Consider the following 26,046-nt stretch of genomic DNA (forward strand, 5'->3'; position numbering starts at 1 on the left):
TGAGCCTTTACGATATAACTCATAGCGGAATGTGTTTTTCTTATGGTATCCTTGGTGATATTCTTCAGCTGGATAAAATGTAGCTGCTGGTAGTATTTTTGTCGCAATTGGTTTTGAAAAGCGTCCACTCTGCTCAAGCTCTTCTTTTGAGGCCTCTGCTTTTTTATGTTGTTCTTCATTATGATAAAAAATCACCGTTTCATAAGACTGTCCGCGGTCGTGGAATTGTCCACCAATATCGGTCGGATCAATTTGTCTCCAATATATATTTAACAATTCCTCATACGGCATTTTATTTGCATCAAATGTAATTTTTACTGCCTCATAATGTCCCGTCGTTTCTGAACATACTTCTTTATACGTTGGATTCTCTTTATGACCACCTGTATAGCCAGAAACAACCTTTATAATCCCTTCCATCTCTTCAAATGGCGAAACCATACACCAGAAGCACCCTCCAGCAAATGTAGCCAATTCTATCTTTTCATTTACAGCCATTACTTCACCCCTATTCTATGTTCTGCTTACAGTATGGCATAAGAAACATCATATTATAAAAGAAAAAGCACCGAACATCGATGCTTTTTCTTTACTTCACTTTATTTTTTCCAACATCCTTCTCCATTTCATCACTTGTCACGTCTAAAACATCTAATAAGAAGATGAAGATTGGAATACCGATAATTAATCCCCATACACCTAAGAAGTGTTCTGAGAAGATTAATACCATAAATGTATAGAAAATCGGTAAATTTGTTTTTTGCGACATAAACTTCGGGTTTAATACGTAACTTTCAAGCGCATGAATCACTGTTACGATAACCAAAATATAAACAACGTACATGATACCGCCAATATTGTAAGCAATCATACAAAGTGGGAATAACGAAATGATAACCCCCGCTACTGGAATTAAGCCCAGCAAGAAAATCATTAACGCTAAACCTAATAATTGTGGGAATCCTAATATCCATAATGCGATAACTGAAAGAACACAGTTAACAACAGCAATTAAAAATTGCGCTTCGATTACCTTTCCAAATGAACGTGCAAATTTCTTTCCGAAGTACTCAATTTCAGTATAGAAAATTGCAAGCCTGCTTTCTTTAAACTTTGCAGTAAAACCGACAATACGAGATTTTTCTAATAAGAAAAACAAACTCAAAATTAAAGAAAGTAAAACTTGAAGGCCAAATTTACCGACATTCGTAATCGATTTATACAAAATGTCTACGCCTTGTCCTACATATTTAGAAAGCTCCATATGATTGACAGCATTAACTGCATACTTAATTAGTTCACTATCTGGTGGGTTTCTTAAAAATACATTGAATTGGTAAATCAGTTGTGAAATTTGTATCGTCAATACTGGTAAATATTTAAATAGCGTAATAGCAATTCCACCAATTAACATTACATATAGAAATGCTATAATAATTTTTCGATTAATAGGCATGAAATGATCTAATTTGCGTGAAATAAACTTTTGGAATCGATCCATTAAATACGTGAGAATAAACGTAATTAATATTAAATTCAACATACTTTGCAGCCCGTATAACACGAGAGCAAGTATTACTAATACGAGTAACCTCTGAAATCCTTTGCTTTGAAACAGGTTTTTTATTTGCATAATCGACGAATACTCTCTCCTGTCCTATAAACTAAAACGTTAATAAGTAGATTTCTCTCTCTTTTCTACTTTCAATTATTCATTCATATTAAGATTTTTATAAACTCATTATATGCCTACTTTAACAGGTATATAGTAGCTTACTTCTTATTTTACAATACAATGACCTAATTCAAAACGTATTCTACATAGTATTAATGAAGATTTAAGGAAACTTACATTTTTTTAAATAGGTCTTACCACTACTGTAACATAAAAAGCAAGCTATCAGTAGAAATCTGTCCTACAAATAGCTTGCTTTTCTTATTTTTTAAGTAAGTTTTACTATCCAATGAATGGCATGAACATTGGGATGACAACTACTGTTACAACCCCAACTACCGTTACAGCAATACTTGCCATCGCTGCCTCTACCTCACCCATTTCAATTCCTACTGCAACTCCTAATGCATGACCCGCTGTTCCAAGTGCTAAACCTTTTGCAATCGGATGTTTCACTCTAAATGTTTTTAAGAATAATGCTCCTAATGCGTATACGATAACTGCGTTGAAAATAACTGCAAACGATGTAATTGCTGGAATACCACCAATACTTTCTGAAATTGGTAACGCAATTGCTGTTGTTGCTGCTTGTGGTAGCATTGAATTCATTACTGCTGTATCTAAACCGATTGCTTTTGCAACAATGAACACGACAATTACTGAGCAAATAGATCCAACCACGATAGCTGATAAAATTTGCCACCAATATTTTTTCAACTTATCAACTTGTTTATATAGTGGGATAGCGAATGCAATTGTTGCTGGCTCTAAGAAGAAACTAATCATTTTTCCGCCAGTATTATATTCTTCAAAAGTAAAGTTACCTACCTTTAGAAATACAATCCCTAATACCATCGCTACGAATAATGGTGTAAATAGGAAGAACCCTTTTGAATGCTTGAATAATAATGTTCCGATTCCGTATGCGATTAATGAAACGACGATTCCGAAATATGGAGTCATTGTGCTTGCCATGTTCATTACCTCCCAACAATATATAAATACAATGGTTACGCAACCTTTCCGTGCTTGCGTCCTTTATTTACTACTTTCAATTCTTTTATATCTTCTGTTTCTTTTTCATCTTTTCCTAAAATAAATTGTGCAAATAATCCTGTTACAGCGAGTAAAATAACTGTCGCTACAACAATTACAGTTAAAATTTGTACAAAGTATTGCCCCATTACACCAAGAGAATTAATAACTGAAATACCTGATGGGACGAATAAGAATCCAATAATACCTGTTAAAGCTGTTCCGAGTGATTCAACTTGCTCCAATTTAATAACTTTTAAACATAATAGACTAAATAAAATAACTAACCCGATTACCGATGAAGGCATTGGAATTGGTAAATGTGTTGCAATAATATTAGAAATTAACATAATAGCTGAGAATATGAATGCTTGTGATAAGAAACTATATACTTTTTTCGTACTCATTTTGGCCACCTCTTTCGATTTGGTACCTTTATTGTATAGGAGATAACTGCCTAAGTAAGCGTTTACATAACGGAACGTCAAATATACAGAATCAGTTACAAATATAAAAGGATGAAATACAAAAGCTGCTTCTTAAATACGAAGCAGCTTCTTGAGTTCTTTTGCATATGTACGACTAACAGGTACTTTTGATCCTTCTTTCATAATTAAATTATAAGTAGAGTTAAACCATGGCTGAACTTCAGTAATATGATTAATATTTGCAATAAAGCTACGATGAACACGCATGAAACTTACTTGCGGCAACTTCTTTTCCAAAATCACAAGTGTATCGTGTGTTACATATGTTTCCCTCATTGTTTTTACTGTCACTTTTCCGTCCACAAGTCCTACATATACAATATCTTCAATATTAACAAGTACGATTGATTCTTCAATTGGTAATGCTAACTTATGCATCTCTACTGTTACATCTGTCCCCTTTATTTCGTGCTTCGTTTCTATTTGCGATTGTTTTTGTTTTTTATACTTCTTTAATGTCTGCACAATACGCTCTTCATCAAATGGTTTTAAAATGTAGTCTAACGCATCTACTTCAAATGCTTGCAGCGCATATTGATCATAGGCAGTAGCAAATACAATTGCAGGTGGATTTTTCATCTTCTTTAATATATTGGCGATTTCAAATCCGTTATCATCGGATAATTGAATATCTAAAAACACAATATCTGGTCTACTTTGCATTAGTTCTTCTAATGCGTCTTCCACACAATCAGCCTCACCAATTATCTCAACTTCTTTCGTTCTCTCTAATAAATACTTTAGTTCATCACGTGCTAACATTTCATCGTCAACTACTAATACTTTTAACAATCTGTTCTTCCTCCCCTACTTTTTTTGGAATAACAAAAGTAATCTCTGTCCCCTCATTTAATTCACTTTCGATATGAAGCATCGTTTCTTTTCCAAATAATCCAATAAGACGTTCATTAATATTATATAAAGCTGTTCCAGTCCCTTTCTTTGACGAAACTACCATCTTTCCTAATTGTTCTAAACGTTCTTCCTCAATTCCCTGCCCATTATCTTTTACTTCAAAATGAACCATACCCTCTTTTTCAAAAACATGCACTTCCACTTCGCATACTGGTTGCTTCTTCGGAAAGGCGTGTCGCAACGCATTTTCAACCAATAGTTGAAGAACAAATGGTGGTACTAAAGTTGTCTTTAGCTCGTCCTCAATATACATCTTTACCTCATACTTATTTGGGAACCTTGCTTGTTCTAGGGATAAATATGCCTGTACATGGTTTAATTCTTGTTCTAGCGGAATCAATAACTGACGTGCTCCTTGCAAATTACATCGGAAATATACGCTAAGCTGTAATAATAACTTCCTTGCTTTTTCTACGTCTGTTCGGCATAAAGCTGATACTGTATTAATCGCATTAAATAAAAAATGGGGGTTAATTTGTGCTTGTAATGCCTTTATTTCCGCATCTTGCAATAATTTACTTTGCAACTCAGCTTCACCTAATTCAAGTTGTGTAGAGAATATTTTTGCTAATCCTTCTGCTAATTCCTCTTCCACACGACTTAACTGGTTAGGATTTTTGAAATACAGTTTTAATGTCCCTATTGTATTTCCATGTGAAGTTAGTGGAATAACAATCGCCGCTTGCAAAGGGCAACCTTCATGTTGACAATTAATAACCTCACGTGATTTTGCTTTCATTATTTTCCCTGTGTGTAACACTTCTTTCGACAAACCAGTTATTAAACTATGTGACGGAATATGGTGATCTGATGCTAATCCAACATGAGCTAATATTTTCTCTGTATCTGTTAAGGATACCGCATCTGTTCCTGTAAAGCGGTGAATAATTTGTGCCACATGCTTACACGATTCTTCTGTTAAGCCTTGGCGAAAATATGGTAACGTTTTATCTGCAATACGTAATACCTTATGAGTCTGAAGTGCCTTTGCGTTCTCTTCCTGACGCAAAATAGCTTGTATCATAGAAAGTAAAATAAAACTTCCAAAACTATTTACAAGGATCATTGGTATCGCAATTGTTTTCACAATGCTCATTCCATCCTCTACAATTAATAGGATCATAATCATTTCTAAAGAAACGATAAAAACACTTAAAATCGCTGAAAACTTAGGGGTAATTGTACAGTTATATTTTTTAAAAATGTATCCGATATAACCAGTTATAACGCCTGCTAAAATTGAAGAGATTGCACAACTTAGAGCTGTCGTCCCTCCAAGCATATAACGGTGAATACCAGCAATTGATCCTACCCCAATTCCGACGATAGGACCACCAAGCAATCCACTAATTCCAACACCCATAATACGTGTATTCGCAATGGTACTCGATGATGAAACACCTTGTAACCAATTTTCATTCATAATCGTATTTCCTGCTATTTCAATCCCAGTGTAATTGCTTACAATTGTAAATACCGAAAAAATACAAATAAGCTTAAGCTTATCTACATAGCCATCCTGTTTATGAAGGAGGCGTCTGAAAGTTTTAATATGAGAGAGTAAAAATCCTAAAATAACTATAAGTCCGACTCGTTCAATCATCATGAGTACTAAATTTAGCATCTTTGATTCATTCCTTTTTATTTAGTTAGTTTTATTATGGGAAAATAATGAAGTCGGCGTCAAGAAGAACGAAATGTTTTTTGAAATATTTTACACATAATAACTTCCTCTTTATTTGACAATACATATAGAAGAATGCTAAAAATAAAGTAATATAATACAGTCCTTTAACCCAACCCCGTGAGGTTGAGAAGGAAGTCGGAATACAATATACGTATGTTCTTTTCTTGGGGATACGTATGCTTTTTTGGCCTTCTCATCATATCAGGTGAGAAGGCCTTTTGTTATTCTTCCATAGCGACTGTAGAAAATAAGGAGGAGTAATAATGAACGCCACTACTGATGTACAACAAACAACAGAGGAGACAAAAGCGAAAAGATATAAAACATTATTTGGTTCTGCGCTAGGATATGCAGCAGAAGGTTTAGATATGTTGCTATTATCGTTCGTACTTGTCTATATTTTAAAAGAGTTTCACTTAAGTCCTGTTGAAGGTGGAAACTTAACTTTAGCTACCACAATAGGAATGTTAATTGGTTCTTATTTATTTGGATTTATTGCTGATTTATTTGGCCGTATTCGTACAATGGCCTTCACAATCTTACTGTTTTCACTAGCAACCGCACTCATTTATTTCGCAACAGACTACTGGCAATTATTAATTCTGCGCTTTTTAGTTGGAATGGGAGTTGGTGGTGAATTCGGAATCGGAATGGCCATCGTAACAGAAACATGGTCTAAAGAAATGCGCGCTAAAGCGACATCTGTTGTTGCACTTGGATGGCAATTTGGTGTACTGATTGCTTCACTCCTTCCAGCATTTATTGTCCCACACTTTGGATGGAGAGCCGTTTTCTTATTTGGATTAATTCCAGCTTTACTAGCTGTCTATGTCCGTAAAAGTTTAAGTGAACCGAAAATATGGGAGCAAAAACAACGCTACAAAAAGGAACTATTGCAAAAAGAAGCTGCAGGTAAATTAACAACTACTGAAGCAGAACAACTAAAACATATAAAAAAATTTCCACTTCGAAAGTTATTTGCCAATAAAAAAGTAACAATTACAACAATTGGTCTTATTATTATGTCGTTCATCCAAAACTTCGGATATTACGGAATCTTCACATGGATGCCCACTATTTTAGCAAATAAATATAACTATACATTAGCAAAAGCAAGTGGCTGGATGTTCATTTCTACCATCGGTATGCTAATTGGAATTGCAATCTTTGGTATTCTGGCTGATAAAATTGGTCGACGTAAAACCTTTGCAATCTATTATATTGGCGGTACAGTATACTGTCTCATTTACTTCTTCTTATTCACAGATTCAACATTATTATTATGGGGAAGTGCATTGCTTGGATTCTTTGCAAATGGAATGATGGGAGGATTTGGAGCAATTTTAGCTGAAAACTATCCTGCTGAAGCTCGCTCTACCGCTGAAAACTTTATTTTCGGTACAGGACGTGGGTTAGCTGGATTTGGGCCTGTTATTATTGGCTTACTCGCTACAGGTGGCAACCTACTTGGAGCATTGTCCTTGATTTTTATCATCTACCCAATCGGGTTAATTACAATGCTACTATGTGTACCAGAAACAAAGGGAAAAGTATTAGATTAAACGTAAAAGAGGAAGCATCTCATTTAAGATGCTTCCTCTTTTACGTTTTTATTTATTTTGATTTACTAGCCTTCTGAAATAAGAATGCAGTTTTATCTTCTTCTTTTACAATACCTTGTTTTAATGCTAATTCTCCCGCAACTTTAGGCGCTAACCATAGCATTGGGAATAACAAAATTGATACCGGAACTGCCGTCACCACGATAAACGATTGTAGCGCATTAATACTTCCTTCACCCATATATAAAAGAATTGCTGCAACTGCGCCCATAATAAGCGACCAAAAAATTCGCAAACTAATTCTAGGATCTCCGTCTCCAGTCACTGCCATTGAAATGGAATACGCCATTGAATCTCCTGTTGTCACTACAAATAAAATTGTTAATAAAAGAAATGCTGGTCCAATAATATTAGAAAGTGGCAATTGCCCTGTAATTGCAATCATAGCTGCCGGCATACCAGATTCACTTAATGCGTCCGAGATAGACCCAGGATTCATCAACTCATAAAACACGCCTGATCCACCTAATATAGTAAACCAAAATGTTGTAATAATAGGTGCGATAATTCCAATTGCAACGATGATTTCTCGAATCGTTCTCCCTCTTGAAATTCGACTCACTAAAATTGCCATCATTGGTCCGTATCCAATAAACCATCCCCAGAAAAAGATTGTCCAAGATCCTAACCAACTTGTATCACCACGGTATGTGCTCATCGGTATAAACTCATTTACATAAAATCCAAACGAAGAAACAAACGAATCAATAATAAATCCACCTGGCCCAAATAGTAATATGAATGCCATTAACACAATTGCTAATCTAACATTTAAATTACTTATAATTTGGATCCCTTTATCAATACCTGTTACTGCCGATATGGTAGACACGGCCACCACACAAACAATAATTGCTAATTGAGTAGTAAACACATCAGAAATTCCAAATAATTCTTGTAATCCATAACTTGCTTGTAAACCTAAAAATCCAATTGGGCCAATTGTACCTGCAGCTACTGCAATAATTGCAGCTGCATCAATTATCGTTCCAAGCAGGCTCTTTCTTAATTTTTCCCCAAAAATAGGATATAAAAGTGTTCGAGGTTTTAGCGGCATATCTTTATGATAATGTCCATACATCATAACTACCGCACTAATTGTACCTAAAATCGTCCATGCTAAAAATCCCCAATGCATATAACTTTGTGCTAAAGCAGGCATGACTGCTTCTTTCGTTCCAGCAGATATACCATCATGTATTGGTGGCACCGTCATCAAATGATACATTGGCTCTGCTGCTGCCCAAAAAACGCCACCTCCAGCAAGTAATGTAGACATAATAATAGCAAGCCATTTTGCCGTACTAATCTCAGGTTTTTCTAATCCCCCAAGCTTAACTCTCCCATATTTGGAGAAAGCCATACACATCGCAACAATAAATGTACCTAATAATAAAACTTGCCAGAAGGCACCGAAATATTTAATTGAAAAAGCGAAACTTTTATTAATCGCACTCTCTACATAATCCTTGTTCAAAAAAACTGCAATTACAAATAATAAAAGTGAACCACCACTAATAATAAATACAGGCCAATCAGTTTTTCGACTCTTCATCCTCATTTATACTTCCTCCTTCCTCAGCAATCTAAAAAAACAACTTTATTATGTTTTATTGTTTAAACCTAAAACATAATAATTATATATGCATAACATTTTATCGACTTCCCACATACTTATGTTGTCCCTAAAAATATGCCAAATCCCTTATTAAAAAGAAAAATTCTCTTCCTCTTACATAAAAAAGCAAAACAAAAGACCTTATATTTCTATAAGGTCTTCGAAACAGAAATTTGATTATAACATAAGGTACTCCTTGGTTCAAAAAGCCTCTTCCAAAAATAACTGAGAGTAAAGGCTTCCATTTGCTACATAACAGTAATTAAAAAAAATATATTTTGCAGAAAAAAACTGCACTAAATATTATTTATGAAAGAAATTTGGCTTCAAAATTTCATTCGGATACGGTTTATGATAAATGTGAGTGGTAGCTGGAGATAATGGCGGAATAAGCCATACCCAATTACCTGTTACAACACGACCACAAGCAGCTTCTTGCTTCTCAAATTGCTGAAATTGTTGTGCAGCAGTATGGTGATCAACAATACTAACTCCTTGTTTTTTAAAGGAGTGTAGTACGGCAATATTCAACTCAATTAGCGCCTTATCTTTCCATAAGGTACCGTTTCTCGATGTATCTAAATCCATCATCTCCGCAACAGCCGGAAGTAAATTATAACGATCATGATCTGCTAAGTTGCGCGCCCCAATTTCTGTTCCCATATACCATCCATTGAACGGAGCGGCTGTATAAGAAATACCGCCAATTTCTAAACGCATATCTGAAATCATTGGAACACCATACCATTTTACTCCAAGTGATGAAATAGGGTATTCTGGGTGTTCAATTGGCACTTCTTTTACTTCTTCTCTCGGAATTTCTTTATATGTAGGCGCCTTCCCGTTTATAGAGAACACAAGTGGCAATACATCGAAATTCGTACCTTCTCCTTGCCAACCAAGCCCCTGACAAAAGTCCGTAAATGTAGCGGAATGAGAATCACCAATCACTCCCGTTTCTGTTTTATATCCTGCATATCGAATCAATTGGTGATTATAAATTCTTATATTATTTTCTTCACCTTGATATTGCTTAAAAATCGTAATGGTTGGTTTAACTTTCCCGTCGTTCGTTGCATATTTAATATGATGAATTAATGCATTATATACACCCTCTTCATCATTTACTTCGCGCGCATCTAATATGTGCATCTTACTCCAAAATAGTCTTCCAATACATCTATTACTGTTACGCCATGCCATTCGTGAACCATGAACAAGTTCTTCAAATGTATGCTCATATGTCCCTGTCTTCTCTATCTCAATTTGAATTTCTTTTATACGTTCTTCTATCAATTGTTCTTTATGAAGCTCCTTATAACAAATCGTAATAAAATTACTTGCTTCCTCTATTAATTGTTTCGTTTTACTCATAAACAATCTCCTTCTATTTCAACAAAACCCTGCTACTTTACAGTATAAGCAAAAAGGATAGGAGTCACAAATGAAAGTGAGAGTGTTACTTTTATTGTAATATTTTTCAGAAAATTAATAGACTTACTATTGACTTATATGGAAAATGGGTGTATTTTTGACTCAGGTAAAGTATTTTTACCTAGACCAACTTTTTAAATAGAAAGGAGGTAATGTTATGTCTTCATTTCAATTGCCAAAGCTTTCATATGACTATGATGAACTAGAGCCACATATTGATAGCAATACACTTTCCATTCATCATGGAAAGCACCATGCGACATACGTAAACAATTTAAATGCTACTTTAGAAAATTATACTGAATTACATAATAAATCTTTAGAAGAATTGCTATGTAATTTAGATACTTTACCGAAGGAAATTGTTACAGCTGTACGAAATAACGGTGGCGGTCACTATTGTCATAGTCTTTTTTGGGAAGTGATGAGCCCACGAGGTGGCGGTGAGCCTAATGGAGACGTTGCAAAAGTAATTGATTATTATTTCAATACCTTTGACAACTTAAAAGATCAACTTTCCAAAGCAGCTATTAGTCGTTTTGGAAGTGGCTATGGATGGCTTGTTCTTGACGGTGAGGAACTCTCTGTTATGAGTACACCAAATCAAGATACGCCTTTGCAAGAAGGGAAAATCCCCTTACTAGTAATTGATGTATGGGAACATGCTTATTATTTAAAGTATCAAAATAGGCGCCCAGAGTTTGTTACCAACTGGTGGCATACAGTAAACTGGGACCAAGTAAACGAGAAGTATTTACAAGCAATTCAATCACAAAAACATTAGTCGTACGTATAAGGTAAATTTGGTAATGTAAAATCAGTATTGTCGAAATCCTCCAGAATCCCCCGGATTGCCACCGGGGGATTTATGATTACTTCATTGTATTTATATAATGTTTTAAAACATTTTTCATTTCTAGTTTCAGCTCTCGGAACAAAAATCCGAATTCACGAGCCTTTCCATTATGTAATGTACAGTTAGTTACCTCATTATAAGGAGCTATATTTTCCCCAGCTTTCTGAATGAGTGCTTTTATTCCTGTCTTCTCTTCTATGAAATGAATAATTTCTTCCGTAGAAACTACCCCGTTACTACAGGCGTTAATTGGCCCTTTCACATTTTCCATTCCGCACCAAGCTAGAAACTCTCCTGCCTCTTTTTCATGTATAAATGACAAAGTTCCATCTACATGATCCACAACGATAGGTTTTTGGTTCACAATACATTCAACGTAAAATTGTAACCTTTTCGTATAATCGTTTTCTCCAATAACAACTGGAAAACGAACTGCAACAACTGGGAATGTTGCTTGTTGAAATACAACGGCTTCAGCTAATCTCTTTCCTTCACCATAATTGAAGTCATTCCTATCTCCATACGCGATTGCATAATCGTACGGATTAAAGTCTTCTTCTGATAAGCTTAGGGCAGGTTCATAGACGGCCATTGAAGATGTCATAACATATTTCTTCGTTTTCCCTCGTAACACTTCACATGTTATCTTCGCTGCATTCGAGCTATAGCATAAATTATCGTATACAATATCATAACTTTTTCCTTCTAGACACTTTTCTAGTAGCTTTCCATCTTCTCTATCAATAATTATTCTTTTTACTGCGCTACCAAAAGAATCTTCAGTAACTCCCCTCGTCGCAATCGTTACATCGTGCCCCTCTTGCAAAAGTGCTTCTACTAAATGTTTACCAAAAAATCTTGTTCCCCCTAGCACCAATACTTTTTTCAACTTCATCATCCCCATTTTAGCAAATTGTAAAATACTACCTCTCTATTATAAGTGCCAACATATAAAAAGCATGGAATTCGTTTAACGATTCCATGCTTTTCTACAGAAAATATATTAACGTACTCGATATTTATAAATACAATAACAGAAGTACAAAATAGAAATTACTGATACATAAACCCATAGTTCATATACAAATCCCTCTCCCCACACTCCCATAAAATAAAAGAGTGAAGGTAAAGTCAATGTTACCCATGATTGTACGAAGGCAATCCTTCCAAGATATTGATTAATGTTCTTCTTTTGTGTATTTAATACAAAGAATAAATACCAAAGTAATGCCCACATAAACCATGTTAACGCATTAACAACATCATGGAATTGAACAAATGAAACAACCATATAGAATAAGGCTATAATTGCTACCCAAATACAAAACCATCCTAGACCACTACTATCCATTCCTTTTATAAAAGTAACACCTACATATAAATAAGTTAATCCAAATAAGAAAGTAGCCGCATATGAATACACTGTCCAATTGCTTTGGTCAGAAATCATGATCAAATAAAACGGAATAATAATTTGTAGTGCACCCACAAATAAATTAAAAACACCCGCACTTTTCATCTCTGCTTTCCCTAATATAACAAGACTATTTAAAAATAAAGCTGCCCCTGAAAGTAATAATCCTACATAACCCATATATATTCGTGTGAAAATCTTTACCTTTCACACTTTTAACCTCCCCACACTATAAAGTGATACTTATATTATTTTTCTTCCCATTTAAAACTACATACATAATTTTTCATTCAAATAAGTCAGACCTCCTACCTCAAAAAGGAGCGAACTTAAAACGCTTTCAATAATAAATAATCCTATTAAAACATGAACTAGGATTCCTTGATTATAAACGGACTCTAGCAATGATACAAGTGTTGGAATACTTTTCAATAATACGCTTTCAATTTCTATAAAAAATTAATAAAATAATACATTCCTCTATCTCATTCTACTACCTTCTAGCATAAGATATTGTAAAATCACATCATTTAAAACAGCGAACGCTCTTTTCTAGGTTCGCTAATAAAATTAATAAAAAATGACCTCTTGCTTTTATGCAAAGGTCATTTTTTTATATTCATCATTAAACTTCTAAATAGCCATTTTTATTATTTGATTGCCATTTCCAAGAATCTGCACACATTTCTTCTAATCCGCGTGTTGCCTCCCAGCCTAATTCACGCTTTGCTTTCGATGCATCAGCAAAACATACTGCCACATCACCTGGGCGACGCTCTGTAATTTTATAAGGAACTTTCTTGCCCGAAACTTTTTCAAACGCTTCAACCATCTCTAGTACACTATAGCCCATACCTGTGCCCAGGTTATAAGCATCTACTCCCGTTGTACTCAGTACTTTCTCAAGCGCCTTTACATGACCATTTGCTAAGTCCACAACATGGATGTAATCACGGACTCCTGTTCCATCTTTCGTTGGATAGTCATTTCCGAATACGCTTAATTCTTTTAACTTACCTACCGCTACTTGCGTTACATATGGCATTAAGTTATTTGGGATTCCATTTGGATCTTCTCCGATACGCCCACTTTCGTGTGCACCAAACGGATTGAAATAGCGAAGTAATGCGATACTCCATTCTGCATCTGCAAATGCTACATCACGCATAATTTGCTCAATCATTAATTTCGTTTGACCATATGGATTTGTTGCACTTAATGGAAACTCCTCCGTAATCGGTGACGTTTCTGGGATACCATATACAGTTGCAGATGAACTAAAGATTATCTTCTTTACATTATGTTTCTTCATTACTTCACATAGCACTAACGTGCTTGTAATGTTGTTATGATAATATGTTAATGGAATCGCTACTGACTCCCCTACAGCTTTAAATCCTGCAAAGTGAATAACTGCTTCAATTGCATTTTCTTCAAAAATTGCGTCAAGCGCTTCGCGATTTAAAACATCTTCTTTATAAAACTTAAATTGTTTTCCTGTTATTTCTTTCACTCGATTTATAGATTCTACCGAGCTATTCGAAAGATTATCCACTACTATAACTTCGTAACCGCTATTTAGTAATTCTACACATGTATGACTACCAATATATCCTGCTCCACCTGTTACAAGTATTGCCATAATTATAGTCCTCCATATTTCATTCATTATAAACTTCTCAAAGTATATCACATATTTCTTATCCTATGTTTAACATGCGAACACAGAAACTTACATTTTATCCCATAATAAATTTATAACATATACGATTCTAATCAGGTAATAAAAAAACGCCACATAATTTTTATTATGTGGCGTTTTTTTATTAAATTACATAACAATATACACTTAGAAAATGCGCAAGACTACCTAATAATACAAAAACATGAAAAATTTCATGATGCCCCATATATTTAAACTCTAACCATTTTGGCTTTGTTCCATAAATAAATCCACCAATTGTATAAAAAATGCCCCCAAGTACTAAGAAAATAATGCCTCCTGTACTTAAATTCTCAGCTAACGGTGCAAAGAATAACACAATTAACCAACCCATCGTAATATAAATTGCTGTCGATAACCATCTTGGACAATTAAACCAAAACATTTTAAATACAATGCCACAAATCGCAGTTGCATAGACTAAACAAAATAATAGTAAACCACTTGCTGAATTTAATGTAATTAAGCAAAAGGGTGCATATGTACCTGCAATTAATATAAAAATCATAGAATGATCTAGCTTCCTAAAGAAGTAAATAACACGTTCATTGGCCACAACACTATGATACACAGCTGACGCCGTATAAAGGACCATCATTCCAATACCAAACAAAATAACAGCTGTAATTGCAGCAAATGATGGCATCTTGATAGAAACTTTCACAAGCATAGCTAATAAGGCAATAAATGATAATATTGCTCCACCTAAGTGAGTAAATGCATTAACCGGTTCCCTTACATAAGCATTCATAATAACACCCCTCATATAATTACATGTAGTTTTGATAACTACATGTAATTATATACACATTTCTTTTTAAGGTCAACATTTACAATTCATTTGTTTCGTAATACCATATTTAAAGATATATTAAACATTAAGTTCCACTAAGTTATAAAAGTGAGGGATTCTACGTGGAAAATATAAATGAATTACTTGAGACATTGCATTTAGAAAAAAACATTAAACTTGAGGATATTCCAAATGTTGACTTATATGTAGATCAAGTTGTTCAACTATTTGAGAATACTTATGCAGATACAACGAGAACTGATGATGAAAAAGTATTAACCAAAACCATGATTAATAATTACGCAAAAGGAAAACTATTCATCCCCATCAAAAATAAAAAGTATTCAAAAGAGCATATGATTTTAATTAGCCTAATTTATCAATTAAAGGGAGCTCTCTCCATTAACGACATAAAAAGTTCATTAGAAACTATAAATGACTCCTTATTAAATGATGATTCATTCGAATTAAATACGTTATACAAAAATTATCTTGCTCTTACTGAAAGCAATGTCGAAAGCTTTAAACAAGACGTAAATAACCGTGTTACAGAAGTAAATGAGATTTCTTCCTTAGAAGATACAAAGCTAGAAAAATTTCTACTACTAACATCCTTCGTGACTATGAGTAATATGTATAGACGTTTAGCGGAGCAACTAGTGGATGATTTAAAAGAATCATAAATAAAAAACTATCCACCTATTAAAGTGGATAGTTTTTTATTTACTTAATTGCTTCATGAACTTTTAGTTGTTTCCCTTTAATCGTTGTAGTCTTCATAACTTTCAAGACGAGTGGGCCTTTTCCATTTAATATTTCAACATAAGAAACATTATCTTGTATCGTAATAATACCTATATCTTCTGCTGTAACACCTTTAATTTTAGCAATTGTACCGACGAAATCTACCGCCCTAATTTTCTTTTTCTTCCCGCCATTAAAGTACAGCTTCATAATGCCTTTGTTGATGTCTGCATTTTTATCTTTCTTTATAATTGGTTTAGCATGTATCTTTTCTTCAAATGCAGCTTTCTCTTTCATAACTTCTTCTTTTGAAGGTCCAATTGCCTTTGGAATTTCAAATCCAATATACTCCTCAATCTCTTCTAAAAATCTATTTTCATATGGTGTTATAAATGTAATAGCTTTTCCACTATTTCCAGCTCGTCCCGTTCTTCCAGTACGATGTACATAGCTTTCTTTTTCAAGTGGAATATCATAATTAATAACATGTGTAATATTATCAATATCAATTCCTCTCGCAGCTACATCTGTTGCTACTAAATAGCGGAATTTTCCTTTTCTAAAATCATCCATGACTTCAAAACGATCTTCTTGTACCATACCACCATGTATTTTGTCACAGGGATAGTTAGCTCGTTTTAATTGTCTATATACATGATCTACATTTTCTTGTGTACGGCAGAAAATAATACAGCTATCAGGATTCTCAATCGTTGTTACATCTTTAAGTAGTGAAAGCTTCTCGTCTTCTATCACCTCAAAAAGAGTATGTTCAATTTTATCCGTCGTAATCCCAGCCGCTTTAATTTCAATATGAGTTGGTGAATTCATATATGTACGAGACAATTTCTCAACATCTTCTGGAAGTGTTGCTGAAAATAACATCGTCATTCTTTTTGTAGGTAATTCATCAATAATTGCCTCTACTTGATCGATAAAGCCCATATTTAGCATCTCATCTGCTTCATCAATAACTAAATACTTCAAACACTCTAAAGAAAGGGTACCCTTCTCAATATGATCCAACACACGACCAGGAGTCCCAACTACAATATGTGTCTTTTGCTTTAATTCTAATTTTTGACGTGCAAATGGAGATTTCCCATAAACTGCCGCAGCCTTAATCCTTTTGAATCGACCTATATTTGTAATATCTTCTTTTACCTGTACCGCAAGCTCTCTCGTTGGTGTTAAAACTAATGCTTGTGGTTTATTCTCTTCCCACTCCACCATTTCACAAAGTGGAATACCAAATGAAGCTGTTTTTCCACTTCCAGTCTGGGACTTCACAACAAGATCCTTCTTTTGTAATGCAACTGGAATAACCTCACCTTGTACTTCTGTTGGATGATCATACCCTAACCCAGTAAGTGCCCTTACAATTTCCTTACTTAATTTATAATCAGAAAAACTTTTTTTACTCATATATTAACCTCATTTTATTCTGTATTATTTTCTTTTTTATCTTTTGTATACGTTACTATCACCCTACTTATTATACTTGAAACCTCACATAAAAGGTGAATCATGCCAGATTCATCTTTTTATATAGAAATAAACCTTTTCATTTCATATATTGTTCAAATACTTGATAACATCTTTTGCTCGTATTGTTAGCATTAACCTTTTTATAGTATCCTACATCCAATCAAAAAAATAAAAAGAATACATACAACCTTCTATAATTATCTTAATTTTTCAACCCTTCCCATAAACGAACAATATAATTTAAAAAACGTTTTAAATTCGTTTTTAACGTTGTTTTTCAGGTATAAAATCTATTTTTTCAAAAAACGTTAAGAAATCCTTTGACTTCTTAATAAAAATAATGTAAATTATCCTATGGACGAACATTTTTGATTAATAAAAATAAAATATTCGTATTTTAGGGGTGTAAATGATGGAAAACGTATTCGACTATGAAGATATTCAATTAATTCCTGCAAAATGTATTGTAAATAGCCGCTCTGAATGTGATACAACTGTCACTTTAGGAAAACATAAATTTAAATTACCTGTCGTGCCTGCAAATATGCAAACGATTATTGATGAAAGAATTGCAACTTATTTAGCTGAGAACAACTACTTTTATATCATGCATCGTTTCCAACCAGAGAAACGAATCTCATTCATTAGAGATATGCAATCACGTGGATTAATCGCTTCTATCAGCGTTGGTGTAAAAGAGGACGAATATGAATTCGTACAACAATTAGCTGCTGAGCAACTTACACCTGAATATATCACGATTGATATCGCACACGGTCATTCTAATGCTGTGATTAACATGATTCAACATATTAAAAAACATTTACCAGAGAGCTTCGTTATTGCTGGAAACGTTGGAACTCCAGAAGCGGTAAGAGAATTAGAAAATGCTGGTGCCGATGCAACAAAAGTTGGTATTGGACCTGGTAAAGTTTGTATTACTAAAATTAAAACAGGCTTCGGAACTGGTGGTTGGCAGCTAGCTGCACTTCGCTGGTGTGCAAAAGCTGCAAGTAAGCCAATTATCGCTGATGGTGGTATTCGTACACACGGCGACGTAGCTAAATCTATTCGCTTTGGGGCAACTATGGTCATGATCGGTTCTCTATTCGCTGGTCACGAAGAGTCTCCAGGGGAAACAATTGAAAGAGATGGAAAACTTTATAAAGAATACTTCGGTTCTGCTTCTGAATTCCAAAAGGGTGAGAAGAAAAACGTTGAAGGTAAGAAAATGTTCGTTGAGCATAAAGGTTCTTTAGAAGATACGTTAATCGAAATGGAACAAGATCTTCAATCTTCTATCTCTTACGCTGGCGGAACAAAATTAGACGCTATTCGTACTGTAGATTATGTTGTCGTGAAAAACTCGATTTTCAATGGTGACAAAGTATATTAATTCTTAAATTAACTCGAAGGACAAGCATTTTCATGCTTGTCCTTCTTTTTTGTATATGAAAATGTAAAACATTTTAATTTAACTGAATTTTCTAATATTATGTGTTTAGATAGTCTTAATAAGGGGGAGATACGACTTGAAAAATGTAATAGAAAATCGCCTTAATCGCGCAGAGGTACCCGCTGAACTAACATGGGATTTATCCCATTTGTATAATTCCGATGCCGAATGGCATACTGCATTAAACGCATTGGAAAATGATATACAGAAACTTGATTCATTTAAAGGGCATTTACATACTAGCTCCCACACTTTATTAAATTGCCTACTTTTAGAAGAAGAGCTTTTAATGACGTTAACAAAACTGTACTCATATGCAAATTTAAAAGAAGCTACTGATCGTACAAATCCAAGTATTCAAGCGAACTCTTCCAAAATTTCTGCTTTATGGACGAAAGTACATACTGCACTATCCTTTATTCATAATGAAATCCTCTCATTCGACGAAGGAACAATTGAAAGATGTTTAACTGAAGAAACAAAACTCGAACCTTTCCGTAAATCTTTACTAGAGATACTACAAAAAAGACAGCACACACTCTCTCCTGAAACAGAAGAAGCACTTGCTGCACTTGGCGAAGTTCATAGTTCTCCATACAAAATTTACGGCATGACTAAATTGGCCGATATGGATTTCACTTCTATACAAGACGAACAAGGAAACGAACTTCCTGTTTCATTCTCATTATTTGAAAGCAAATATGAATTTTCTCCAAGCACATATATACGTCGAAAAGCATATTCATCATTTGTTTCCACACTAAAACGATATAAAAATACAATTGCCACAACATATGCTACTGAAGTAAAAAAACAAGTAACACTTTCTCGTTTACGTAAATATGAATCCGTTACTCATATGCTATTAGAACCACAAAAGGTTCCACTTGAAATGTATAACAACCAACTTGATATTATTTATAAAGAACTAGCACCTCATATGCGCCGTTTTGCAGATTTAAAAAAGAGGGTATTAGGACTCGATCAAATGCTTTTCTGCGACTTACATGCACCTTTAGATCCCGAATTTAATCCGGCGATTACTTATGAAGAAGCAGGCACGCTCATTCAAGATTCTTTAAAAATATTAGGCGATGAATATAGTTCCATAATCCAAAAAGGATTCAAAGAAAGATGGGTAGATCTTGCAGATAACGTAGGCAAATCAACAGGGGCATTTTGCTCAAGTCCATACGGCTCTCATCCCTATATTTTAATTACATGGCAAAATACGATGCGTGGATGCTTTACATTAGCACATGAATTTGGACATGCTGGTCATTTCTATTTAGCAAATAAAAACCAACGTATCATGAACATACGCCCATCTATGTACTTTGTTGAAGCACCATCAACCATGAATGAATTACTATTAGCTCAGCATTTACTAGCGACTACTGACGATAAGAGAATGCGCAGATGGGTCACTCTACAACTACTTGGCACATATTATCACAACTTTGTTACTCATTTACTTGAGGGTGAATATCAACGTAGAGTATATGCTCTAGCAGAAAAAGGACAGGCCCTTACAGCTACAACTTTAACTGAAATTAAAACAAATGTCCTTTCGACATTCTGGGGAGATTCTGTAGAAATCGATGAGGGTGCGGGCTTAACTTGGATGCGTCAGCCTCATTATTATATGGGTCTATATGCTTATACATATTCCGCAGGCCTCACTGCATCCACTGCAGTAGCTCAAATGATTAAAGAGGAAGGACAACCTGCTATTGATCGCTGGTTAGATGTGCTTCGTGCTGGCGGTACAATGAAACCACTTGAACTAATGAAACATGCCGGAGTAGATATGTCAAAACCAGATGCAATCCGTAAAGCTGTTTCTTACGTTGGTTCATTAATTGATGAATTAGAGCATTCTTATCAAGAATAAAAAAATAAGCCCTCGCTTTAATGAGGGCTTATTTCATATTTACTTTCCAAATCTTTTACGGTATCCACATTTTCTACATAGCTCTTCAACCGCAACTCTTCTGGAAAATCCATCAACAATGTTTGTTGCTCTTTCACCTTCTATAATGTTAGAAAATGAATCATTATTAATATTTCCAAGGTTAATAATCCCTTCACCATCTAAACAACAAGGAATAACCGTTCCGTTCGCTAAAATACCAGCTTGATTACGAAGTCCATGACAGAATCCTTTCCCATCATCCTCTTCCTCATGTAATGCTGGCCACTGGAATTCATAGTCTTGATTAATAAAGACACGTTCTGCAATTTTTATACCTTTTCCTGGTGTAAGCTTCTCTTCAATTTGATAAGATAGATCAAATTCATTTTCAATTATAGATAATAACTCTCTATTTTTCTGGATTTCAGCATTTGTTTTATTATCCTGAGTTAAATTCCATAACCTTAACGATACAATTAAATCTGATTGACTTGTCGCTTCCCTAATGAAGGAAAGTATACTCCTTACATAGCCCTCTTTATCTTGCGAACCTGGATGTCCATCAAAACTATGCAGTGAAAAATTCATTTGTCTTAACGCAGGCTTATTTAACAGCCTATGTCTCCTCTTATTAATTAACGTTCCGTTCGTTGTAATATTAACTTTAAATCCTTTTTCATGACTTAAGTCTAATAGTTGATCTATTTTCGGATGGAGCAACGGCTCACCCTTCACGTGCAAATAAATGTAGTCTGTGTGAGGTTTAATTTGGTCTAATCTTTTAGCAAAATCCTCCACAGAAATGAATTGCTTCTGCCTTTCCGTCGGCGGACAAAAGCTACACGCAAGATTACATACACTCGTAATCTCCAAGTAAAACTTCTTAAACTTCTTCACCTTTAATTCCTCACTTCTCTAACTACTTATACTTTTTCCTCTTCATATTACAGCATATTTTTATGGAAATAGAAACATACTTATTTTAGGAAATCTACATACCATCTAATAATATTTAAAAGACCATCGGTAATTTTTGTCCAATGGTCTTTTTATCCTTTTATATACAAAGAATAAATTTATTTATGATACGGTTCATCGTAACTATTCTAAATAAGGTTATTTTTTATTATTTTCATAATTAAATTTAACAAAAAAGGTAGTGCCTTCCGATCCTGTTTGAATTTCTATTTTTGCATTATGGCGGGCAGCAATGGCATAGCATACACCTAACCCCAATCCAGTTCCATTATCTTTGGTCGTGTAAAACGGCGTACCCAGTTTCTCTAATACTTCAGGCCTGATACCTTTTCCTTGATCCCGCACTGCAAGCACCACACAATTTTGACCTTCCTTGTAAGTGCTAATGGTTAGAACTTTCCCTGTATTCATCGCTTCTAAGCCATTACGATATAGATTCATTAATAATTGCCGTATCTCATTACGATTTAAAAGTAATTCTGGAATGTCATTTGTATCGACTTGAATATATTTATTTTGATTGTACGTATCAATCTTTATTAAAGGAATAATATCGCGGATAATTGAATTTAAATCTAACATCTGCAAATCCAATTTCCTTGTATTACCCATTGAGAGAAATTCAGTAATAATAGAATTGGCACGGTTAAGTTCTTCAATCATTAAATGAAAGTACTTATTATGTTTCTCATAGGTATTCTCTTCTTTTAATAACTGTAAAAATCCCAGTACTGTTGTCATTGGATTTCTAATTTCATGGCTGATACCTGCTGCCATTTGCCCTATTAAATCTATATTGGATAATCTTTTCAATTCCTGTTCATATTTCTTTTTTTCCGTTATATTTTTAAAAATACAACAAATACCATCATCATATGGGTATGCAATAACTTCGTGCCAATATTCATCTGCAGTAGAAAGAAATTCGAAATGAACTGTAGTTCGCTCTGACATCGCACGATGAAATTCCTTATACATAACTGTGTCAATTTCACTCGGGAAAACATTCCATATATTCTTTCCTAATACATCTTTTGCTGTTTTTCTTTGCGGAAAATATTGGTGCTTATTTACGTACGTAAATTCCCATTTATTATTTAAAATAAAAAATCCATCCGTAATACATTCAATCACACTTGTAACTTTTTCATTAGCAGCAGCTAGCTCTCTCGTTCGCTCTTCCACTATGCTCTCTAGTTGATCCATATACAACAAATTCGAAAACGTAGGGGCTGTGGCATCAACGATAGATTTTGCTAGTTGAAGTTGGGAATCATCATAATTGTGAGCTTTTCCTTCTTTGCCAACGACGATTACCCCTAATACTTCTCCCATTGAAACCAATGGAATCATCAATAGACCCTTACTATCTATATTTTTTGTTTGAATAACCTCTTGGATCTTGGCTTCATAGCTTTTCTCTGTCCAATCCGCTTCTGTCCAATGACAGTCCTTACTTAATTTCGTTGTTTTAATTGTTGTTTTGTCTAGCGGATCTAGAAGATGAGCAGTCATATTTTTACTCTCTAAAATCTGTTCTAGGTAAAAAAAGCATTTATCAAAACTCTCCTGTATCGAGGAACACATCGATAAATCACGTGTAACATTTAGTAACAGTTGTTTCTCAGCAATAAGGTTTTCCTTTTGTTTTAAATTATTTGCGTTTTGAATTGCAACCGCAGCCATATTTACATAAGCTTCAACACTTTGAATTTCTGAATCTGTTAAGTTCATCGGAATTCCATAATCAAATAAAAAAACCAGACCAAATAACTCTTGCCCAAATGAGATAGGCAGAGCTAATAAGGACTTAATTTTGAATGCATTAACCGGTCTCGGATCTGGTCGATGATCCTTTGAGGTATCAGGAATATAGATGGTTCTTTTCGTTTCAATAACTTCTTTTGCCAGTAAGTCTATTTCAGGATCAATTACTTGAGTATCGAGCGTTACACCATTTATAGTCTCTGGTTTTCCTGCAAACCCTCTAAATGTTCCATCTTCCTGGGGTAAATAAATTCCAACAGCGTCGCACCTAACAATCTCCTCTGATATCGCCATTGTCACACGCTGCAATACGTCACGTAGTTCTAATTTCGTATTTATTATTTTTGTTATATTCGCGAGCCTAGAATATCTCGTCTGATCACTTACCATTCACATAGCCTCCAGTTATAGGCATAATAAAATAAATATGATAATATCAGTGTTTTATATAGAATACATCACTTATGATACGGCTCACCACGATTAATCCGAAACGCTCTATACACTTGCTCAAGCAACACTAATCGCATTAATTGGTGTGGTAATGTCATCTTTGAAAAAGAAAGTGATTCATTTGAACGCTTCATCACTTCTGAGCTTAGTCCAAGTGATCCACCAATTACAAATGCGACTTTACTCTTTCCGTATGTAGCAAGGCGATCTAGACTTATCGCGAATTCTTCTGATGACTTTTGCTTTCCTTCTATAGCTAATGCAATCACATGCGTGTCATCAGAAATTTTATCCAGTATACGTATACCTTCTTTTTCCTTTACAATTAACATTTCTGCTTCACTTAAATTTTCTGGCGCCTTTTCATCAGGCAATTCAATTACTTCTACTTTTGCGTATGCAGATAATCGTTTTAAGTATTCTGCTATACCTTGTTTCAAATATTTTTCTTTTAATTTCCCAATTGAAATAATCGAGATATTCACACGTATCCTCCACCTTACAAACATGTTATCCACAAAACTTATCCACATATCCACAAATACTACCCACATATTGTGTGAGAATCTGTGTTCGATACAACATATGTCGCCTCATTTTGACAAAATTCACATGTTTTTTTCTCTTTTCCCGAGTTATCCACATTGTTGATAACTGGCGCAACTTCACACTCATCCACAATAATATCTAACGCTAATTCAACATGCTCTAAACAACAAGGTAAATTCATTTTCTTCACCTCACTTTTCTACAATAGAAAACAGGAGGTAGGCCCTCCTGTTTTTAATACTTTTGAATGCCTAATTTCACTGTTGTTGTTACTCTTTTTGTACCACGATAAAACGTAAGAGTCATTTTATCATTAATTTCCTTATCATATAAGGCCGTACGGAATCCAATAATATCGCGAATCGGTTTTCCATCTACCGCCACAATAACATCATGTTCTCTTAAACCAGCATCCGCACCTGGCGAAGGACTTTTCACATCCAAAATACAAACTCCCTCTGTTACAGTACCTGGTAAATGTAATGTTTTTGACCAATAATAGTTTGGAATTTCATTTAATGACCTAAGTTCAATCCCAACATATGGTCTTCTTACTTTTCCATACTTCTCAAGTTCATTCATAATCGGAACAGCTCTAGTCACCGGAATAGCAAGGCCGATTCCTTCTACTTCTTTTGCAGCAATTTTCATTGAATTAATACCAATTAATTGTCCTGCTGCATTTACAAGCGCACCGCCACTATTCCCGGGATTAATCGCTGCATCTGTTTGTAACACTTCTACTTGCCAATCATAATGTCCATCTTGATCTAAATCTACAGGGACAATACGTTCATTAGCTGAAATAATGCCTTGTGTAACTGTTCCAGAAAATTGCAGTCCAAGCGGGTTTCCAATCGCAATAACTGGCTCTCCTCTGCGAACAGTATTAGAATCGCCAATTTCAATTATTTTTTTCACATGCTTTGCATCTATTTCTAATACAGCTAAGTCTGTGACTACATCGGTTCCTAATACTTTTCCAGGAACCTTCTTACCGTCACTTAGACTTACTTCAATACGATTCGCTCCAGCTACAACATGATTATTCGTTACAATATAAGCTTGACCATCTGTCTTTTTATAAATTACTCCTGATCCTGTACCGGCCTCTGAATCTGCCTCTGAAAAGTTATCTCGTTGAATGTTAATAACACCCACAACAGCTTCAGATGCACGATCAACAGCATCTACAAAGCTAATCTGTTTAATCCCTTGAGCTTCGGCCATATTACTTCCGCTTGCTTCAGCTTGCGGAAGAGTATCAGCAGAATTTGAAAATAAAGGCGCTCCAAACGCGAATAAAGAAGCTCCTACAATTGTTCCCGCTATACTAGAAAGAACTATACCTTTGTGCTTCTTTTTTCCTGCACGTTTCATACGATAATTTTCTTCATCAATAAAGGACATATTTGTTCACCTATCTTCCTGAAAAC

Annotated in this window: 22 protein-coding genes and 1 pseudogene; 5 read left to right on the forward strand and 18 right to left on the reverse strand. The window is 34.6% G+C overall.

Translation table 11 applies throughout. The features are described from left to right. Positions 1-30: 30 nt before the first annotated feature. The 6 genes and pseudogenes from msrA to lytS form a co-directional block, all read right to left on the reverse strand. Positions 31-498 (reverse strand): annotated as a pseudogene (msrA, locus tag ACTL4X_RS27345) (peptide-methionine (S)-S-oxide reductase MsrA); the annotation flags it as partial. Between the two features lie 91 nt (positions 499-589). Continuing rightward, positions 590-1,633, reverse strand: coding sequence for an AI-2E family transporter (locus tag ACTL4X_RS27350; RefSeq protein ID WP_001166010.1), 1,044 nt, complete (start codon positions 1,631-1,633; stop codon positions 590-592). Between the two features lie 324 nt (positions 1,634-1,957). Beyond that, positions 1,958-2,650, reverse strand: coding sequence for an antiholin-like protein LrgB (gene lrgB, locus ACTL4X_RS27355; RefSeq protein ID WP_000168869.1), 693 nt, complete (start codon positions 2,648-2,650; stop codon positions 1,958-1,960). Between the two features lie 35 nt (positions 2,651-2,685). Continuing rightward, the gene (lrgA, locus tag ACTL4X_RS27360; RefSeq protein ID WP_000104900.1) at positions 2,686-3,117 is read right to left on the reverse strand and encodes an antiholin-like murein hydrolase modulator LrgA; all 432 of its coding nucleotides are present in this window, start codon (positions 3,115-3,117) and stop codon (positions 2,686-2,688) included. A gap of 132 nt (positions 3,118-3,249) precedes the next feature. After that, a complete protein-coding gene (locus ACTL4X_RS27365) occupies positions 3,250-3,990 on the reverse strand; it encodes a LytR/AlgR family response regulator transcription factor (RefSeq protein WP_017657608.1) in 741 nt (246 codons plus the stop codon). Continuing rightward, the gene (gene lytS, locus ACTL4X_RS27370) at positions 3,968-5,737 is read right to left on the reverse strand and encodes a two-component system sensor histidine kinase LytS (protein ID WP_071740975.1); all 1,770 of its coding nucleotides are present in this window, start codon (positions 5,735-5,737) and stop codon (positions 3,968-3,970) included. The genes ACTL4X_RS27365 and lytS overlap by 23 nt, the downstream gene beginning before the upstream one ends. 326 nt (positions 5,738-6,063) lie before the next feature. Here lytS and ACTL4X_RS27375 point away from each other — a divergent pair, with 326 nt between their 5' ends. Next, positions 6,064-7,362: an MFS transporter gene (locus ACTL4X_RS27375; protein WP_071740976.1), complete on the forward strand. Its 1,299-nt coding sequence runs from the start codon at positions 6,064-6,066 to the stop codon at positions 7,360-7,362. Between the two features lie 52 nt (positions 7,363-7,414). Here ACTL4X_RS27375 and ACTL4X_RS27380 read toward each other — a convergent pair whose 3' ends face one another. Both ACTL4X_RS27380 and ACTL4X_RS27385 read right to left on the reverse strand, forming a co-directional pair. Next, positions 7,415-8,983: a BCCT family transporter gene (locus ACTL4X_RS27380; protein ID WP_001242442.1), complete on the reverse strand. Its 1,569-nt coding sequence runs from the start codon at positions 8,981-8,983 to the stop codon at positions 7,415-7,417. A 360-nt stretch (positions 8,984-9,343) separates the two neighbouring features. Then, positions 9,344-10,414: a nitric oxide synthase oxygenase gene (locus ACTL4X_RS27385; protein ID WP_000047627.1), complete on the reverse strand. Its 1,071-nt coding sequence runs from the start codon at positions 10,412-10,414 to the stop codon at positions 9,344-9,346. Positions 10,415-10,631: 217 nt separating this feature from the next. Here ACTL4X_RS27385 and sodA point away from each other — a divergent pair, with 217 nt between their 5' ends. Continuing rightward, a complete protein-coding gene (sodA, locus tag ACTL4X_RS27390) occupies positions 10,632-11,258 on the forward strand; it encodes a superoxide dismutase [Mn] (protein ID WP_000094042.1) in 627 nt (208 codons plus the stop codon). A gap of 88 nt (positions 11,259-11,346) precedes the next feature. Here the strand turns inward: sodA and ACTL4X_RS27395 are convergent, their stop codons facing one another. From ACTL4X_RS27395 to trhA, 4 genes are all read right to left on the reverse strand, one after another. Beyond that, the gene (locus ACTL4X_RS27395) at positions 11,347-12,234 is read right to left on the reverse strand and encodes an NAD-dependent epimerase/dehydratase family protein (protein WP_002195968.1); all 888 of its coding nucleotides are present in this window, start codon (positions 12,232-12,234) and stop codon (positions 11,347-11,349) included. A gap of 99 nt (positions 12,235-12,333) precedes the next feature. Next, positions 12,334-12,924, reverse strand: a complete 591-nt coding sequence (locus tag ACTL4X_RS27400) for an AmiS/UreI family transporter (protein ID WP_000542569.1) — start codon at positions 12,922-12,924, stop codon at positions 12,334-12,336. A gap of 445 nt (positions 12,925-13,369) precedes the next feature. Beyond that, the gene (galE, locus tag ACTL4X_RS27405) at positions 13,370-14,386 is read right to left on the reverse strand and encodes a UDP-glucose 4-epimerase GalE (RefSeq protein WP_086401118.1); all 1,017 of its coding nucleotides are present in this window, start codon (positions 14,384-14,386) and stop codon (positions 13,370-13,372) included. A 184-nt stretch (positions 14,387-14,570) separates the two neighbouring features. Beyond that, on the reverse strand, positions 14,571-15,218 hold the full coding sequence (gene trhA, locus ACTL4X_RS27410; RefSeq protein WP_000995363.1) for a PAQR family membrane homeostasis protein TrhA: 648 nt from the start codon (positions 15,216-15,218) through the stop codon (positions 14,571-14,573). Positions 15,219-15,382: 164 nt separating this feature from the next. On the opposite strand from trhA, the gene ACTL4X_RS27415 reads away from it, so the two are divergent. Further along, a complete protein-coding gene (locus tag ACTL4X_RS27415) occupies positions 15,383-15,943 on the forward strand; it encodes a DUF1836 domain-containing protein (RefSeq protein WP_000427879.1) in 561 nt (186 codons plus the stop codon). 40 nt (positions 15,944-15,983) lie between these two features. Here the strand turns inward: ACTL4X_RS27415 and dbpA are convergent, their stop codons facing one another. Further along, positions 15,984-17,429, reverse strand: a complete 1,446-nt coding sequence (gene dbpA, locus ACTL4X_RS27420; protein WP_000039350.1) for an ATP-dependent RNA helicase DbpA — start codon at positions 17,427-17,429, stop codon at positions 15,984-15,986. 475 nt (positions 17,430-17,904) lie between these two features. Between dbpA and guaC the strand changes: the two genes are divergently transcribed. Further along, positions 17,905-18,888: a GMP reductase gene (gene guaC, locus ACTL4X_RS27425; RefSeq protein ID WP_000432447.1), complete on the forward strand. Its 984-nt coding sequence runs from the start codon at positions 17,905-17,907 to the stop codon at positions 18,886-18,888. A 136-nt stretch (positions 18,889-19,024) separates the two neighbouring features. Beyond that, entirely contained in the window at positions 19,025-20,842 is a 1,818-nt protein-coding gene (gene pepF, locus ACTL4X_RS27430) for an oligoendopeptidase F (protein ID WP_086401119.1), read from the forward strand. A gap of 39 nt (positions 20,843-20,881) precedes the next feature. Here the strand turns inward: pepF and ACTL4X_RS27435 are convergent, their stop codons facing one another. From ACTL4X_RS27435 to ACTL4X_RS27455, 5 genes are all read right to left on the reverse strand, one after another. Further along, a complete protein-coding gene (locus tag ACTL4X_RS27435) occupies positions 20,882-21,760 on the reverse strand; it encodes a radical SAM/SPASM domain-containing protein (protein ID WP_000713634.1) in 879 nt (292 codons plus the stop codon). A 219-nt stretch (positions 21,761-21,979) separates the two neighbouring features. Then, positions 21,980-23,998, reverse strand: a complete 2,019-nt coding sequence (locus ACTL4X_RS27440; RefSeq protein WP_000253113.1) for a GAF domain-containing sensor histidine kinase — start codon at positions 23,996-23,998, stop codon at positions 21,980-21,982. Between the two features lie 68 nt (positions 23,999-24,066). Continuing rightward, the gene (gene rlmH / locus ACTL4X_RS27445) at positions 24,067-24,546 is read right to left on the reverse strand and encodes a 23S rRNA (pseudouridine(1915)-N(3))-methyltransferase RlmH (protein ID WP_001027000.1); all 480 of its coding nucleotides are present in this window, start codon (positions 24,544-24,546) and stop codon (positions 24,067-24,069) included. A 59-nt stretch (positions 24,547-24,605) separates the two neighbouring features. Then, on the reverse strand, positions 24,606-24,791 hold the full coding sequence (locus ACTL4X_RS27450) for a CxxH/CxxC protein (protein ID WP_001052831.1): 186 nt from the start codon (positions 24,789-24,791) through the stop codon (positions 24,606-24,608). A 53-nt stretch (positions 24,792-24,844) separates the two neighbouring features. Beyond that, positions 24,845-26,020: a S1C family serine protease gene (locus tag ACTL4X_RS27455; RefSeq protein ID WP_000008031.1), complete on the reverse strand. Its 1,176-nt coding sequence runs from the start codon at positions 26,018-26,020 to the stop codon at positions 24,845-24,847. Positions 26,021-26,046 lie beyond the last annotated feature (26 nt).

It is taken from the genome of Bacillus sp. RE35 (assembly GCF_052146655.1).
GTDB classification, from domain to species: Bacteria; Bacillota; Bacilli; order Bacillales; family Bacillaceae_G; genus Bacillus_A; species Bacillus_A cereus.

What these genes read in the sequence shown, in the direction of transcription:
- lrgB (WP_000168869.1), bottom strand. Translation starts at nt 2,650, where the DNA reads ATGGCAAGCACAATGACTCCATATTTCGGAATCGTCGTTTCATTAATC.
- galE (WP_086401118.1), bottom strand. Translation starts at nt 14,386, where the DNA reads ATGGCAATACTTGTAACAGGTGGAGCAGGATATATTGGTAGTCATACA.
- ACTL4X_RS27450 (WP_001052831.1), bottom strand. Translation starts at nt 24,791, where the DNA reads ATGAATTTACCTTGTTGTTTAGAGCATGTTGAATTAGCGTTAGATATT.
- ACTL4X_RS27395 (WP_002195968.1), bottom strand. Translation starts at nt 12,234, where the DNA reads ATGGGGATGATGAAGTTGAAAAAAGTATTGGTGCTAGGGGGAACAAGA.
- ACTL4X_RS27380 (WP_001242442.1), bottom strand. Translation starts at nt 8,983, where the DNA reads ATGAGGATGAAGAGTCGAAAAACTGATTGGCCTGTATTTATTATTAGT.
- lytS (WP_071740975.1), bottom strand. Translation starts at nt 5,737, where the DNA reads ATGCTAAATTTAGTACTCATGATGATTGAACGAGTCGGACTTATAGTT.
- trhA (WP_000995363.1), bottom strand. Translation starts at nt 15,218, where the DNA reads ATGAATGCTTATGTAAGGGAACCGGTTAATGCATTTACTCACTTAGGT.
- ACTL4X_RS27400 (WP_000542569.1), bottom strand. Translation starts at nt 12,924, where the DNA reads ATGGGTTATGTAGGATTATTACTTTCAGGGGCAGCTTTATTTTTAAAT.
- ACTL4X_RS27375 (WP_071740976.1), top strand. Translation starts at nt 6,064, where the DNA reads ATGAACGCCACTACTGATGTACAACAAACAACAGAGGAGACAAAAGCG.
- dbpA (WP_000039350.1), bottom strand. Translation starts at nt 17,429, where the DNA reads ATGAGTAAAAAAAGTTTTTCTGATTATAAATTAAGTAAGGAAATTGTA.
- sodA (WP_000094042.1), top strand. Translation starts at nt 10,632, where the DNA reads ATGTCTTCATTTCAATTGCCAAAGCTTTCATATGACTATGATGAACTA.
- guaC (WP_000432447.1), top strand. Translation starts at nt 17,905, where the DNA reads ATGGAAAACGTATTCGACTATGAAGATATTCAATTAATTCCTGCAAAA.
- lrgA (WP_000104900.1), bottom strand. Translation starts at nt 3,117, where the DNA reads ATGAGTACGAAAAAAGTATATAGTTTCTTATCACAAGCATTCATATTC.
- ACTL4X_RS27455 (WP_000008031.1), bottom strand. Translation starts at nt 26,020, where the DNA reads ATGTCCTTTATTGATGAAGAAAATTATCGTATGAAACGTGCAGGAAAA.
- ACTL4X_RS27385 (WP_000047627.1), bottom strand. Translation starts at nt 10,414, where the DNA reads ATGAGTAAAACGAAACAATTAATAGAGGAAGCAAGTAATTTTATTACG.
- ACTL4X_RS27350 (WP_001166010.1), bottom strand. Translation starts at nt 1,633, where the DNA reads ATGCAAATAAAAAACCTGTTTCAAAGCAAAGGATTTCAGAGGTTACTC.
- ACTL4X_RS27440 (WP_000253113.1), bottom strand. Translation starts at nt 23,998, where the DNA reads ATGGTAAGTGATCAGACGAGATATTCTAGGCTCGCGAATATAACAAAA.